Source organism: Micromonospora sp. HM134, assembly GCF_007833915.1.
Classification (GTDB): domain Bacteria; phylum Actinomycetota; class Actinomycetes; order Mycobacteriales; family Micromonosporaceae; genus Micromonospora; species Micromonospora wenchangensis.
This window is the reverse complement of the sequence record NZ_CP041061.1, coordinates 6252654-6266908: the sequence shown is the minus strand read 5'-3', so window position 1 is coordinate 6266908 and position 14255 is coordinate 6252654. Positions and strand designations below refer to the sequence as shown.

The 14255-nt window shown below is 74.5% G+C and carries 11 protein-coding genes; 8 read left to right on the top strand and 3 right to left on the bottom strand.

Annotation, left to right across the window (positions count from 1 at the left end; genetic code table 11):
* Positions 1-125: 125 nt before the first annotated feature.
* Positions 126-1265 (bottom strand): glutamate--cysteine ligase, encoded by a 1140-nt coding sequence (locus FJK98_RS27145; RefSeq protein WP_205789227.1) that lies wholly within the window; start codon positions 1263-1265, stop codon positions 126-128.
* A gap of 203 nt (positions 1266-1468) precedes the next feature.
* Here FJK98_RS27145 and lysX point away from each other — a divergent pair, with 203 nt between their 5' ends.
* From lysX to FJK98_RS27110, 7 genes are all read left to right on the top strand, one after another.
* Positions 1469-4831: a bifunctional lysylphosphatidylglycerol synthetase/lysine--tRNA ligase LysX gene (gene lysX, locus FJK98_RS27140; protein WP_240762383.1), complete on the top strand. Its 3363-nt coding sequence runs from the start codon at positions 1469-1471 to the stop codon at positions 4829-4831.
* Positions 4828-5538 carry a DUF998 domain-containing protein gene (locus tag FJK98_RS27135; RefSeq protein WP_145921494.1) on the top strand — a complete coding sequence of 237 codons (711 nt, stop codon included), beginning with the start codon at positions 4828-4830 and terminating at the stop codon, positions 5536-5538. Before lysX ends, FJK98_RS27135 begins: the two co-directional genes overlap by 4 nt.
* Entirely contained in the window at positions 5535-6365 is an 831-nt protein-coding gene (locus FJK98_RS27130) for an alpha/beta fold hydrolase (protein WP_145921493.1), read from the top strand. Before FJK98_RS27135 ends, FJK98_RS27130 begins: the two co-directional genes overlap by 4 nt.
* Before the next feature lie 10 nt (positions 6366-6375).
* The gene (locus FJK98_RS27125) at positions 6376-6687 is read left to right on the top strand and encodes a DUF6412 domain-containing protein (protein ID WP_240762381.1); all 312 of its coding nucleotides are present in this window, start codon (positions 6376-6378) and stop codon (positions 6685-6687) included.
* Positions 6688-6814: 127 nt separating this feature from the next.
* Positions 6815-7546 carry a membrane protein insertase YidC gene (locus tag FJK98_RS27120; RefSeq protein ID WP_145921492.1) on the top strand — a complete coding sequence of 244 codons (732 nt, stop codon included), beginning with the start codon at positions 6815-6817 and terminating at the stop codon, positions 7544-7546.
* Between the two features lie 76 nt (positions 7547-7622).
* A complete protein-coding gene (locus FJK98_RS27115) occupies positions 7623-9059 on the top strand; it encodes a carbohydrate-binding protein (RefSeq protein ID WP_145921491.1) in 1437 nt (478 codons plus the stop codon).
* 220 nt (positions 9060-9279) lie between these two features.
* Complete coding sequence (locus FJK98_RS27110) at positions 9280-10842, top strand: cellulose binding domain-containing protein (protein ID WP_145921490.1); 1563 nt, start codon at positions 9280-9282, stop codon at positions 10840-10842.
* A 140-nt stretch (positions 10843-10982) separates the two neighbouring features.
* On the opposite strand, the gene FJK98_RS27105 is transcribed toward FJK98_RS27110, so the two are convergent.
* A complete protein-coding gene (locus FJK98_RS27105) occupies positions 10983-11663 on the bottom strand; it encodes a DedA family protein (RefSeq protein ID WP_145921489.1) in 681 nt (226 codons plus the stop codon).
* Between the two features lie 170 nt (positions 11664-11833).
* The gene (locus FJK98_RS27100; protein WP_145921488.1) at positions 11834-12448 is read right to left on the bottom strand and encodes a DUF1349 domain-containing protein; all 615 of its coding nucleotides are present in this window, start codon (positions 12446-12448) and stop codon (positions 11834-11836) included.
* 111 nt (positions 12449-12559) lie between these two features.
* On the opposite strand from FJK98_RS27100, the gene FJK98_RS27095 reads away from it, so the two are divergent.
* A complete protein-coding gene (locus FJK98_RS27095) occupies positions 12560-14212 on the top strand; it encodes an alpha-amylase family protein (protein WP_145921487.1) in 1653 nt (550 codons plus the stop codon).
* Positions 14213-14255 lie beyond the last annotated feature (43 nt).

Here is a 14255-nt window from a genome sequence, read left to right as displayed (position 1 = left end):
AGTCTTCCACGCGCGGGTCGCCCCCGGGCCGGCCAGCAGCACCCCGGCCAGCAGCACCCCGGCGGGTGGCCCGGCGGCCGTCGACCGGCCGGTCGCCGTCGTGCCGCCGGCCGGTGTCGGACCGGTCAGCCACGGGTCTGCCGGGCGACCTCGGCGACCACGTCCTCCAGCCGGCCCGAGCGGGCGAACACGGCCCGCTGCCGGGCCGCCCCGGTGCCGTGCCGGCGCAGCCCGGCCAGCAGTTCGGTCACCTCGGCCAGGTCGCCGTGCGCCTCCAGGGCGGGGCGGACCCGCTCGACCAGCCGGTCCACCAGCTCCCACGCCGGGCGCAGCTCGCCGTTGGCCAGGTCGACGCCGTCGCCCTCCAACCCGTCGTGGGCGGCCCGCCAGTGCGCGGCCACCAGCAGGTGGTGGTCGGTGTTCACCGGCGGACGGCCCGCCGCCACGTCGTCCATGGCGGTGGCGACCAGCGCCCGGACCAGTCCCGCGACCAGCACCGCGTCGTCGACCGACGGGCAGACGTCACCGATGCGGACCTCCACCGTCGGGTACTTCGCCGACAGCCGGGCGTACCAGTAGAGCATCCCCTCGTCGAGCATCACCCCGCTGGCGATCAACTGCCGGATCAGCCGCTCGTAGTGTTCGTACGACTCCAGGTAGGGGGTGGGCGCGACCGACGGCCAGCGTTCCCACTCGACGGAACGCCAGCTCGCGTAGCCGGTGTCGACCCCCTCGGAGAAGGGCGAGTTGGTGGTCATCGCGTGCAGCACCGGCAGCCACGACCGGATGTGGTTGAGCACCCGTACCCCCGTGTCCGGGTCGGGCACGCCGACGTGCACGTGCATGCCGTTGTTGCCGGGGCCGGGCACCAGCAGCCGGAACCGGGCGATCATCCGGTCGAAGCGGGGCTTGTCCACCACCGGCGGCACCGGTCCCGCCACCGGCCCGGTGCCGATCGCCAGCACCCGGACGCCGGCCCGCTCGGCCGCGTCGGCCAGCGCGCCGCGCAGCACGCCCAGCGAGTGCCGGATCGAACCCAGGTCCAACCCGGGCGGGCTGCCGATCTCGATCTGGCTGGTCTGGAACTCCCGCTCCACCTGCCCGCGCAGCTCGGCCGGCACCTGCGCCATGACCAGGTCGACGGCGGGCACCGCGGCACCGGTGTGCGGATCGACCAGGAGGAACTCCTCCTCCACGCCCACCGTGAGCCGGTCGGGCCCGGTCCGCTCCGGGGCCACCGCCCCGGCCGCCACCCCACTGGTCATCGCCATCACCGTCCGTCCACGTCCCGGTCGCGGCGGGTTCGCCACGCGCTGTCCGGCGCATTACCCAGAGTGGCCGGCGGAGAAAACGCGACACGGCGCGTCGTCGCGCCGGATGCTTACCATGGCCCGGTCCGCCGACCGGTGCCGAACCGCACCCCCGCCCCGACCGGGCGGGTCGGGGGCGGCGACGTGAGGGAGGTCAGGTGACCCCGACGACGGTGTCCCGGGTGACGCCCCCTTCGCCGGTCCGCCGGCCCGGTCACCCGGCCCGGCCACCCGAGCGGGACTGGCGGCGGCAGGTGCCCCGGATGTTCGCGGCGCTGCTGTGGTTCATCGCCGCGATCTGCGCGCTGGCGGCGGTCAGCAGCGCGGCCAACGCCGAGTTCCAGCCGATCCGGACCATGATCGACACGCTGCTGGTGCCGGCGCCGGCCAACCTGGCGTACGCGGTGTTCCTCGGCACCCTCGCCGCGGCGGTGCTGCGCCGCAAGCGGCTGGCGTACTGGGTGCTGGTCGTCTACTTCATCCTCAGCCTGGTCGTCGGCGTGCTGACCGGCCTGCTGCTGGTGACCGTCGGCGCGGACCAGCTCACCGACGACGCCGGCCGACGGCTGTTCAGCATGATCGAGACCGTCGGCGTCTGGGTGGGCATCGGCTTCGCCGCCGCCGCCCTGACCCTGCTGCTGGCCGCCCGGCGGGAGTTCTACGCCCGGGTCCGCAGCGGCAGCACCCGGCGTGCCCTCGGGGTGTTCTTCGGCCTCGCTGCGGCGGCCGTCGGGCTGGGCTACCTGCTGCTCACCGCCGTGCCCGGCAGCCTGCACAGCTGGCTGGACCGGATCGGGTACGCCATCGAGAAGGTCTTCGGCGGCGCGATCACCCTGGACGTCACCCGGCACGGCCAGGCCCCCGGCTGGGTCAACCTGCTGCTCGGCGGGATGGGCGCGGTCGCCTTCCTGGCCGGCCTGTTCACCCTGCTGCGCTCCCAGCGCGCCGCCGCCGTGCTGCACCCCGACGAGGAGCAACGCATCCGGGAGCTGCTGGCCCGCTACGGCGACCGGGACTCGCTCGGCTACTTCGCCACCCGGCGGGACAAGGCGGCGGTCTTCTCGGCCAGCGGCAAGGCGGCGCTGACCTACCGGGTGGTCAACGGGGTGAGCCTGGCCAGCGGCGACCCGGTCGGCGACCCGGAGGCGTGGGGTCCGGCCATCACCGCGTGGCTGGAACAGGCCCGGGAGTACGCCTGGACCCCGGCGGTGATGGGGGCCAGCGAGGCCGGCGCGCGCGCCTACCACCGGCACGGGCTGAAGGTGCTGCAACTGGGCGACGAGGCGATCCTGCTGGCCCGGGAGTTCGACCTGGGCGGGCGGGACATGCGCCCGGTCCGGCAGGCGGTCCACCGGGTCGAGCGGGCCGGCTACACCGCCGGGGTCCGCCGGCACGCCGACATCCCGCCGGACGAACTGGCCGACCTCGCCGCCCTGGCCACCCGCTGGCGGGACACCGAGCACGAACGCGGCTTCTCGATGGCGCTGGGCCGGCTCGGCGACCCGGCCGACGGTGACTGCGTGCTGGTCGAGGCCCGCGACGGCACCGGCCGGGTACGGGCGCTGCTGTCGCTGAGCCCGTGGGGCGGCAACGGGCTGTCGCTGGACCTGATGCGCCGGGACCGCACCGCCGAGAACGGGGTCACCGAGTTCATGGTGGCCGCGCTGCTCGGCGTGGCCCCCCGGCTGGGCGTCGAGCGGGTGTCGCTGAACTTCGCCGTGTTCCGGTCGGTGTTCGAGCAGGGTGCCCGGATCGGCGCCGGCCCGGTGATCCGGCTGTGGCGGCGTACGCTGCTGTTCTTCTCCCGCTGGTGGCAGTTGGAGTCGCTGTACCTGTCCAACGCCAAGTACCAGCCGCACTGGACGCCCCGCTACCTGTGCTTCGGCGAGCGGCGGGAACTGGCCCGGGTCGGGTTGGCCGCCGCCGTCGCGGAGGGCTTCGTGGCGTTGCCCGGCGGCCGGCCGTCCCCGCTGTACGGTGCGCCGCCGGCCGGTGGCGGGGTGGGGTTCGTGCCGCCGGACGCGGCCACCGTGCACGCGGTCAGCCCGGAGCCGGCGCACGAGCAGCTTCCCGAGCAGGTGCGGGTCCGGCGGGCGAAGCTGGACCGGCTGCGGGCGCAGGGCGTCGAGGCGTACCCGGTGGGGTGGCCGCGTACCGACGGGTGCGCGGCGGTGCGGGCCCGGCACGCCGGGCTGGCCCCGGACACCGGCACCGGGGAGACCGTCTCGGTGGCCGGGCGGGTGCTGCTGGTCCGCGACCACGGCCGGGTCTGCTTCGTCACCGTCCGCGACGGCAGCGGTGACCTGCAACTGGTGCTGGAGAAGGAGCTGGACCGGTGGCGGTCCACCGTCGACATCGGCGACCACGTCGGCGCGACCGGCGAGGTGTACGCCACCCGGCGCGGCGAGGTGTCCGTCCGGGTGGCCGACTGGCGGCTCACCGCCAAGTGCCTGCGTCCGCTGCCGGACAAGCACCACGGCCTGGCCGACCCGGAGGCGCGGGTCCGCCGCCGCTACCTGGACCTGGCGACCAGCCCGCAGGCCCGGGAGCTGCTGCGGGCCCGCAGCGCCACCCTCACCAGCCTGCGGCGGACCCTGGTGTCCCGGGACTTCCTGGAGGTGGAGACGCCGATCCTGCAACGGGTGCACGGGGGTGCCAACGCCCGCCCGTTCGTCACCCACAGCAACGCCTACGACCTGCGGTTGACCCTGCGGATCGCCCCCGAGCTGTATCTGAAGCGGCTCGCCGTGGGCGGCGTCGAGCGGGTGTACGAGCTGGGCCGGGTGTTCCGCAACGAGGGCGTCGACTTCAGCCACAACCCGGAGTTCACCGTGCTGGAGGCGTACCAGGCGTACGCCGACTACCACGACATGCGGGAGCTGGCCCGGGAGCTGATCGTCGCGGCGGCGGTGGCGGTGCACGGGGCTCCACTGGCCCGTCGACCGGGCACCGGTGAACTGGTGGACATCGGCGGGCCCTGGCCGGTGCGTACGGTGCACGAGGCGGTCTCCGAGGCGCTCGGCGAGGAGGTGACCGTCGACACCGACACCGCCACCCTGCGCCGGCTCGCCGACACGGCTCAGGTGCCGTACGACCCGGGGTGGGAGCGCGCCGAACTGCTGCTGGAGCTGTACGAGCGACTGGTCGAGGCGCGTACCGACGTGCCCACGTTCTACCTGGACTTCCCGACCGACGTCTCCCCGTTGACCCGCCAGCACCGGGCCGACCCCCGGCTGGCCGAGCGGTGGGACCTGGTGGCGTTCGGGATGGAGCTGGGCACCGCGTACTCGGAGCTGGTCGACCCGACCGAGCAGCGGCGGCGGTTGACCGCCCAGTCGCTGAAGGCGGCCGGCGGTGACCCGGAGGCGATGGAGCTGGACGAGGACTTCCTCACCGCGCTGGAGTACGCGATGCCGCCGACCGGCGGTCTGGGGCTGGGCGTGGACCGGTTGGTGATGCTGCTGACCGGCCGGTCCATCCGGGAGACGCTGCCGTTCCCGATGGTCCGCGAGTCGTCGTGAGCCGCCCCCGCCCGCACCGCGCCCCGGACCCGCCGGCCCGCCGTGGGGGCGACGGACGCCGGGCCGCCCGGACCGGGGCGGCGGTGGCGCTGGCGCTGGCGGCGGTCTGTTACGCCTCCTGGCTGCTCGCCCCGGTGTTCAACCCGGGGCTGCGGCCGGTGCAGAGCTACCTGAGCGAGCTGGCCGCCCGGGACCAGCCGTACCACCTGGTCTTCCAGCTCGGCGACGTGACGACCGGGCTGTGCGCGACGGTGGCCGGGCTGCTGCTGGCCCGGGTGGCCCGGGAGGTGCCCCGGCCGGCCTGGTGGGGGCTGCTGGTGTTCGGCGTGGCCACCGCCGTCGACGGCGGCTGGACCTCGATGGACTGCGCCCCCTCGATCGATGCCCGCTGCGCCCGGCTGGAGGAGCTGGGGGAGTTGTCCTGGCGGCACCAGGCGCACACGGTCACCTCCTCGGTGGCGGTGGCCGGCGCGCTGCTCAGCCTGGTGGCGGTCCTCGCCGTGCTGCGCGGCCCGGCCCGCCGCCGGGTGGGGCTGGCGGTGGCGGTGGTGCTGGCGGTCGGCACGGTCGGGACGCTGGTCGCCACGCTGCACCCCGAGTGGGGGCTGGGCCTGTGGCAGCGGGTCCAGCTCACCGGGCTGTCCGGCTGGCTGCTGCTCACCGCCGCCGTCGCCCGCCGGGGCCCCGGCCCGGAGCGTCCCCGGTGACCGGCCCGCCCACCGGCGACCCGGCGGCGCGGGCCGGCGGGCCGGGGGTGCTGCTCTGCCCGGGGATGGGGGAGGGGGCGGCGACCTGGGACCTGCTGGTGCCGTCGCTGACCGCCGCCGGGTACCGGGTGCGCCGGCTGGACCGGCCGGACGACGCCCGGGTGCCCACCCTCACCGCCGAACTGGCCCGCCTCGACGCGGCCGTGACCGGGCTGGACCGGCCGGTGCTGGTGGCGCACTCGGCGGCGGCGTTGCCCGCCGAGGCGTACGCCCGGCGGCATCCGGGGCGGCTCGCCGGCCTGGTGCTGGTGGACCCGAGCCTGGTGGACCCGGCCGGGGCGGCCCGGTGGCGGTGGTGGTCGGCGTGGACGGCCGGCACGGTGGCGGCCGGGGAGCCGGTGCTGGCCGGGGCGCTCGACCGGTCCGGTCTGGCCCGCCGGTGCGGCCCGGGGGCGTGGCGTCGGGCGGTGCGCCGGATGAGCGTCCGGCCGCCCGACCCGGCTCAGGCGGCGGCGTACGGCCGCGGGGCGGTGCTGGTCGGGGCGTTGGTGCAGTGGCTGGCGTACCCGGCGGTGGCGGCGGAGCTGGTGGCGTTGCGGGCGGTGACCGCAGCACCGACGTTGCCGGTGCGGGTGTTGACCGCGCTCGGCGACGTGCCCACCCCGGCCGGCCGGGCGGCCTGGCGGGCGGGACACGCGGCGTTGGCGGCGAGCTTCCCCGCTGGCCGGCAGGAGGTGTTCCGGGACGCCCGGCACCTGCTGCACGTCGACCGGCCGGGGACGGTGGCCGACGCCGTCGCGGCGGTCCGACGTGACAGCGGGTCCTAGGCTGGCGGGCGTGTCGGGGCTGCGGGTGGTGACGGGTCTGTGGGCGTACGCGCTCGTCGGGCTGACGCTGCTCGCGGACCGGCCGGGTGACCTGCTGGCCGGTGCTGCGGTGGCGGCCGCGTTGCTGCTCGTCGTCCTGCTGGCGGCCCGGCCCCGGTCGGCGTCCGGCCCCGGCACCGGGCGGCGGCGGGCGGTCGGGCTGCGCGACCGGGCCCGGCGTCGACGCGTACCCCGGCAGGTCGATCCGGACGCGGCGGGCCGGCCCCGCCCCCGGGCACCCGGGGGTCCCCTCCCGGTCGGCTGGTCCCCGGTCGCGGGCTGAGCCCGCGCGCCGCCGACCCCCGACCGGTTCCGTCGCCATCCGTCCCACGCGGACTTGTGGCGGCCCCTGACGGGCCGCCGGTCACCGTCGCGTGCGGACCTCCGGAATCGGACCGAGGGGTTCCCCCATGCTCGCCTTCTCACCTGTGCACGACGCGGCCGCCGCCGCGGGTTCCGTCGTCGGCTGGCTCGCCGGGCTGCTGACGCCGCTGGCCGGCGGGGTCGCCACCGCCGTCGCGATCGTGCTGTTCACCATCGCCGTCAGGCTGTTGATCTCACCGCTCACCGTCGCCCAGGTCCGTGCGGAGCGGCGTCGCGCGGCGCTCGCCCCGCAGCTACGCCAGCTCCAGCAGCGGTACGCGGGCGACCCGGCGACGTTGCAGTCGGAGGTGTTCGCGCTCTACCGCGGTGCCGGGGCGTCGCCGGTGGCGGGCTGCCTGCCGGCGCTGCTCCAGGCCCCGTTCTTCCTGGTCATGTACCGGCTCTTCGGCACCGGGGACGGTGCCGGCGGGCTGCTCGACGCGCGGCTGGCCGGGGTGCCGTTGGGCTGGCACCTGGGCGACGGGCTGACCCCGTCGGTGCTGCTGGTGTTCGGGGTGCTGCTGGCGGCGCTGGCCGGCCTGGCCACGGTGCTGTCCCGGCGGGCGGCGGCGTCGGCCGCCGTCCCGGCCGACCAGCCGGGGGCGGCGCTGCTGGCCCGGGTGCTGCCGCTGCTGCCGTACGGCACGGTGCTGCTGGCGTTGGTGGTGCCGCTGGCGGCGGTGCTCTACCTGGTGACCACCACCGGGTGGACGGTGGCCGAGCACGTGCTGTTGCGTCGGCCGCGACCGGTGCCGGCCGGAGCCATCGACGAGCGTTGACAAGTGGTGGGGCGGGAGCGTAGAAAACCGCTCAGAGAGCGCTCTCTTGCTCCCGTCCCCCCAGAGAGGCATCCCGATGAACGCTGTCCCGGCGGCTCCGGTCGCCCCCACCGCCCCGCGCCGGCCCCGCCGCCGGCTCGCCCTGGCGGTCACGCTCGCCGCCGCCACCGCGCTGACCGGCGTCTCGGTCGCCGCGCAGGCCGCCGTCCCCACGCCGCCGTCGGGGTGGAGCCTGGTGTGGAGCGACGACTTCACCGGTTCGGCCGGCACGCTGCCGTCCTCGGCCAACTGGATCGTGGACACCGGCACCAGCTACCCGGGCGGCCCGGCCAACTGGGGCACCGGCGAGATCCAGACGTACACCGGCAGCACCGCCAACCTGGCCCAGGACGGGTCCGGCAACCTGCGGATCACCCCGCTGCGCGACTCCGGCGGCCGGTGGACCTCGGCCCGGATCGAGACCGTGCGCACCGACTTCAAGCCCCCGTCGGGCGGGGTGCTGGCGATCGAGGGACGGATCCAGATGCCCAACGTCACCGGTGCCCAGGCGGCCGGCTACTGGCCGGCGTTCTGGGCGCTCGGCGCGCCCTACCGGGGCAACTACCAGAACTGGCCGGGCATCGGCGAGATCGACGTGATGGAGAACGTCAACGGGCTCAACCAGGTCTGGGGCGCGCTGCACTGCGGGGTCGCCCCCGGCGGTCCGTGCAACGAGTTCAGCGGGCTGGGCGCCACCCGGGTCTGCCCCGGCAGCGCCTGCCAGGCCGCGTTCCACACCTACCGCACCGAGTGGGACACCTCGGTCAGCCCGCAGCAACTGCGCTGGTACGTCGACGGCCAGCTGTTCCACACCGTGACCCAGACCCAGGTCGGTGCCACCTACTGGGCGCAGATGACCGGTCACGGCGGTTACTTCCTGCTGCTCAACGTGGCGATGGGCGGCTCCTTCCCGGACGGGGTGGCCGGCGCCGTCACGCCGACCGGGTCGACCGTCTCCGGCCGGCCGATGCTCGTCGACTACGTCGCGGTCTACCGCCGGGGTGGCGGCTCCACCCCGACGCCGACCCCCACCACGCCGGCCCCGACCACGCCGCCGCCGTCGGGCACCGTGGACGCCTACTCGACGATCCAGGCCGAGGCGTTCTCCGGGCAGAACGGGGTGGCCGTCGAGACGTGCGCCGAGGGCGGGCAGAACATCGCCGCGCTGCGCAACGGTGACTGGGCCCGCTACGACAACGTGGACTTCGGCAGCAGCGGCCCGCGCGACTTCCTGGCCCGGGTGGCCTCCGGCGCGGCCGGCGGGGTGAGCGGCCTGGTCGAGGTACGGGTGGACAGCCCGACCGCCACCCCGATCGGCAGCTTCGCCGTCGCCAACACCGGTGGCTGGCAGAGCTGGCGGTCGGTGCCGGGCAACGTGTCGGCGGTGACCGGCCGGCACACCGTCTACCTCACCTTCAGCAGCGGTCAGCCGTCCGACTTCGTCAACGTCAACTGGTTCACCTTCCGTCGCTGACCCGGGCCGCGAGGGGGTCGCGCCGCACCGGTGCGGCCCCCTCGTCGGTGGGCTCTGGACATTAACAGTTAAGAGTCTTAATAATAGGCGCGGACGTGGACGACCGTGGATGCCCTCCCGGTCGTCCCGGCGGTCCCACCCCCGGACCGCGTCCACCGGCCCGCGCACCCGGACCGGTCGCACCCCTGACGCCCCCGCCCCGGTCCACTGGAGGCCACCCGTGAGACTCCGCACCCCCCGCGCGGCCACCCTCGCCGTCGCGCTCGCCGCCGCCCTGCTCACCGGCACGCTCGTGGCCCCGCCGGCCGCGTCCGCCGCCACCGCCGCCTTCGTCCGCACCGCCAGCTGGGGCAGCGGGTACGAGGCCAAGTTCACCGTCACCAACGACACCTCGACCGCGATCAGCTCGTGGAACGTCCAGTTCGACCTGCCGTCCGGCAGCACCGTCGGCTCGTTCTGGGACGCCCGGCTGAGCAGCTCCGGCCAGCACGTCACCGCCCTCAACCAGAGCTGGAACGGCAGCCTCGCCCCCGGCGCCAGCACCACCTTCGGCTTCGTCGTCGCGGGCACCGGCGACCCGACCAACTGCACGGTCAACGGCGGGTCCTGCACCGGCGGCGGCCCCGGCAACCCGACCGGCCCGGCCACCCCGGGCGGGCTGCGGGTCACCGGCACCACCGCGTCCTCGGCCACGCTGGCCTGGAACGCCGTCTCCGGCACGGTCACCGGCTACCGGATCTACGAGGGCAGCACGGTGAAGGCCACCGTCACCGGCACCTCGACCACCGTCTCCGGGCTGGCCGCCTGCTCCACCCACAGCTGGACCGTCACGGCGTACAACGCGGCCAGCGAGTCGGCGAAGTCGGCCCCGGTGTCGGCCACCACCACCGGCTGCACCGGCGGCACCGGCACGATGGCCGCCGCCCCCTACCTCTACCCGGGCTGGGGCGACCCGCCCGCACCGGCGACGGTGATGGGGGCGACCGGGGTGAAGTGGTTCACCATCGCGTTCGTGCTCTCCGGTGGCGGCTGCACCCCGGCCTGGGACGGTTCCGGCCCGCTTACCGGCGGCGCGCACGCCGGCACCATCGCCGCGATCCGGGCGGCCGGCGGCGACGTCATCCCCTCGTTCGGCGGGTGGAGCGGCAACAAGCTCGGCCCGAACTGCGCGTCGGCCAGCGCCCTCGCCGGGGCGTACCAGCAGGTGATCAACGCGTACGGGTTGAAGGCGATCGACATCGACATCGAGAACAGCGACGAGTTCGAGAACGAGGCGGTGCAGGACCGCATCCTCGGCGCGCTGAAGATCGTCAAGCAGAACAACCCCGGGATCAGGACGATCGTCACCTTCGGCACCTCGACCACCGGGCCGTCGTACTACGGCACCCGGCTGGTCAATCAGGCCGCCGCGCTCGGGGCGAACATCGACACCTTCACCATCATGCCGTTCGACTTCGGCGGCGGGGCGGACATGTACCAGAGCACCGTCAACGCCGCCGAGGGGCTGAAGACCACCCTGAAGTCGGCGTTCGGCTGGTCCGACGCCACCGCGTACGCGCACATGGGCATCAGCGGCATGAACGGCCTGTCCGACCAGCGGGAGCTGACCACGCCGGCCACCTGGACGCAGATCCGGGACTGGGCCAGGGCACGGGGGCTGTCCCGGTTCACCTTCTGGTCGGTCAACCGGGACCGCGCCTGCCCGGACGGGGGAGTGGTCGCCAACTGCTCCGGCATCAGCCAGGGCACCTGGGAGTTCACCTCGATCACCGCGAAGTTCTGAACACCACCGCCCGGTGGGGCCGGCCCGTCCGGCGGCCCCACCGGGTGGCGGTCCCCGGCCGGCCGGCTCCCCGGCCGGGCCGTCTTCGCGGCCCCTCGCCGCCGGGCGGCCCGCGCGGATGGGCCGGCGCGGTGACCCGGTCAGTGGTCGGCGGACACCGACCGCCGGTCACCCCGGTCGTTCCGGTCGCGCCGGGAGCGGATCTTCTTGCTGGCCCAGCTCACGAGCATGACGGCGAAGACCGCGAAGATGGCGTAGTTGAACCAGTCGCTGTACTTCTCCACGTCCTGCCAGCGCGAGCCCAGCATGTAGCCGAGGCCGACGACCAGCGCGTTCCACACCCCGCTGCCCAGCGTGGTGAGCAGCACGAACTCGCCCATCGGCATCCGGTTCGCGCCCGCCGGGACGGAGACCAGGCTGCGCACCACCGGCACCAGCCGGCCGATCAGCACCGCCCACCGGCCGTGCCGCTCGAACCAGCGGTCGGCCTTCTCCAGGTCGTCCCGGTCGACCAGCGGGATGCGGTCCAGCCAGCGCTTGAGCCGTTCCTCGCCGAGCGCCGCGCCGAGCCAGTAGAGCACCAGCGCGCCGACCAGCGAACCGACCGTCGCGGCGAGGACGATCACCACCAGGCTGAACCGGCCCTCGGCGGCGAGGTAGCCGGCCATCGCCAGCACGATCTCGCTCGGGATCGGCGGGATGATGCTCTCCAGCGCCACCAGGAAGGCGACCCCGACCGCGCCGAGGGAGTCGATGACGCCCGCCACCCATCCGGTCAGCCCGGTGAACTGGTTCGGGTCGACGTTCTCGGCGAGAGCCATGGGCGTCCTTCCAGCGGGCCGGCGGGATCGGACAGTGGTACCCAGCCGGCCACCACTTACACCCTCCGGTGAGTGAGCCCACCCCCGTCGGCCGCCGCCCGCCGGGCCCGGCCGTACGCTGCGACCGCGCCGTCGTGCCGAACGGTCGACGGCGCCGACTGAGCCGGGGATCAGTCCGAGGGGTGCAGCGCCCGGTCCGCCGGCCCCTGTCGCCAGCCGGTGAACCGGACGGTCAGCCCGCCCCGGCTGGGCGCGCAGCAGAACGGCCCGGCCAGCGCCACCGCCGCCGGGTCGAGCGGGGCCAGCCGGACCAACCGCCACGGTTCGTCGGCGACCCGCGCCCGCACCGTCAGCGCGTCGCCGCCGCGGCTGGCCCGCACGGTCACCTGCCGGCCGCTCCACTGCGGCACCGGCGCCACCGACCAGTCGGAGACCTCCCGGGTCACCACCGCGCCGACCTGCGGCAGACCGTCGCTGACCTCCACCCCGGCCTTGATCCAGTTCCGTTCGTCCACCCGGACCAGCACTCCGGCCTGGTCGAACTGCTCGGTGTAGTCGAGCAGGAAGTCCACCTCGACCGCGCCGTCGGCCGGCAGCGGGGCGAGCAGCGCCGGCCCGTCGTCGTGGACGAAGCCGTAGCTGGTGTGCCGCCACAGGTCGCTGCCGGCGGCCGGCTCCACCAGCAGCGCGCCGTCGCCGGCCCGGTCCACCCGTACCGGTGGGTGCAGCCACCGGCCCTCGTCCCAGTCGAGGGTGCGGGAGCCGTCCGTCGGATGCGCAGCCATCCCCGGACCGTACCCCGGTCGGCCCGTCCCGGGTCGGCGCGGTGGCCGCCGACGGACGACGGAACGGGGTTCGCGTTTGCGGCGTCGGCGCACCGGAGACATTAGGCCGGCATGGGTGACAGGTGGTATTCCGAGGCCGTCGTCTACTGCCTCGACGTCGACACGTACGCGGACTCCGACGGCGACGGGGTCGGTGACTTCCGGGGCCTGATCGGCCGGCTCGACTACCTGGCGCGGCTGGGGGTGACCTGCCTCTGGCTCAACCCGATCCATCCCTCGCCCAACCAGGACGACGGATACGACGCGACCGACTTCTACAACGTCGACCCGCGGCTGGGGACCCTCGGTGACTTCGCCGAGCTGCTGCACCAGGCGCAGAACCGGGGCATCCGGGTCATCATCGACCTGGTGGTCAACCACACCTCCGACCAGCACCCGTGGTTCCAGTCCGCCCGGTCCTCGCCCGACTCGCCGTACCGGGACTGGTACGTCTGGGCCGACCACGAGCCGGCGGACCGGCACCAGGGCATGGTGTTCCCGGGCGAGCAGCACGAGACGTGGAGCTACGACCGGACCGCCAAGGCGTGGTACTACCACCGCTTCTACAAGTTCCAGCCGGATCTCAACGTCGAGAACCCGAAGGTCCGCGCCGAGATCAAGAAGATCACCTCGTTCTGGCTCCAGCTCGGCGTCTCCGGGTTCCGGATGGACGCCGTGCCGTTCATCATCGAGCAGACCGAGCCGGGCAACCCGGACGCGCCCAAGGACTTCGACTTCCTCACCGACCTGCGCCAGCACGTGCAGTGGCGGCGCGGCGACGCGGTGCTGCTGGCCGAGGCGAACGTCGAACCCGACCAGCTCCCGGTCTACTTCGGCGACGGCAGCGGCTCGGGCAACCGCATCCACATGCTCTTCGACTTCATGCTCAACGGCCGGCTGATGCTCGCCCTCGCCCGGGAGGACCCGGAGGCGATCATCGACGCGCTGCGCGACACCCCGAAGCTGCCCACCGGCGGCCAGTGGGCGACCTTCCTGCGCAACCACGACGAGATCGACCTGTCCCGGCTCACCGCCGACCAGCGCAACGACGTGCTGGCGAAGTTCGGCCCGGACGAGAACATGCAGCTCTACGGCCGGGGCATCCGGCGCCGGCTGGCCCCGATGCTCGGCAACGACCGCCGGCACATCGAGCTGGCGTACGCGCTCCAGTTCTCGCTGCGCGGCACGCCCGTGCTGCGCTACGGCGAGGAGATCGGGATGGGCGAGAACCTCGCGCTGGACGGGCGGAACGCGATCCGTACCCCGATGCAGTGGTCGTACAAGGAGAACGGCGGTTTCTCCACGGCGGACCCGGAGAAGCTGATCCGCCCGGTGATCGACAAGGGTGACTTCGGCTACCAGCAGGTCAACGTCACCGCCCAACGGGGCGACTCGACGTCGCTGCTGGCCTGGTTCGAGCGGATGATCCGGACGCTGCGGGAGGCCCCGGAGATCGGCTCCGGCTCGACCACGCACATCGACGTGCCGATGCCGGCCGGGGTCCTCGCGCACCGCGCCGACGGCCCGACCGGCACCATGGTCTTCCTGCACAACCTCGGCACCGAGGACGTGGAGGTGGACCTGAGCAGCGTGGCCCCCGAGGCGGACCTGCCGATAGACGTCCTGACCGACCGGGGTTACGGCGACGTGGGCAAGCTGGACAGCCTGAAGCTGGGCGGGCACGGCTACCGCTGGATCCGGCTCCGCCGGTCCACCACCTACTGACCGGCCCGCCCGCCGACGTCCCCGCCCGGCCGGGACGTCGGTG

What these genes read in the sequence shown, in the direction of transcription:
- FJK98_RS27145 (WP_205789227.1), bottom strand. Translation starts at nt 1,265, where the DNA reads ATGACCAGTGGGGTGGCGGCCGGGGCGGTGGCCCCGGAGCGGACCGGG.
- FJK98_RS27120 (WP_145921492.1), top strand. Translation starts at nt 6,815, where the DNA reads ATGCTCGCCTTCTCACCTGTGCACGACGCGGCCGCCGCCGCGGGTTCC.
- FJK98_RS27115 (WP_145921491.1), top strand. Translation starts at nt 7,623, where the DNA reads ATGAACGCTGTCCCGGCGGCTCCGGTCGCCCCCACCGCCCCGCGCCGG.
- FJK98_RS27105 (WP_145921489.1), bottom strand. Translation starts at nt 11,663, where the DNA reads ATGGCTCTCGCCGAGAACGTCGACCCGAACCAGTTCACCGGGCTGACC.
- FJK98_RS27100 (WP_145921488.1), bottom strand. Translation starts at nt 12,448, where the DNA reads ATGGCTGCGCATCCGACGGACGGCTCCCGCACCCTCGACTGGGACGAG.
- FJK98_RS27095 (WP_145921487.1), top strand. Translation starts at nt 12,560, where the DNA reads ATGGGTGACAGGTGGTATTCCGAGGCCGTCGTCTACTGCCTCGACGTC.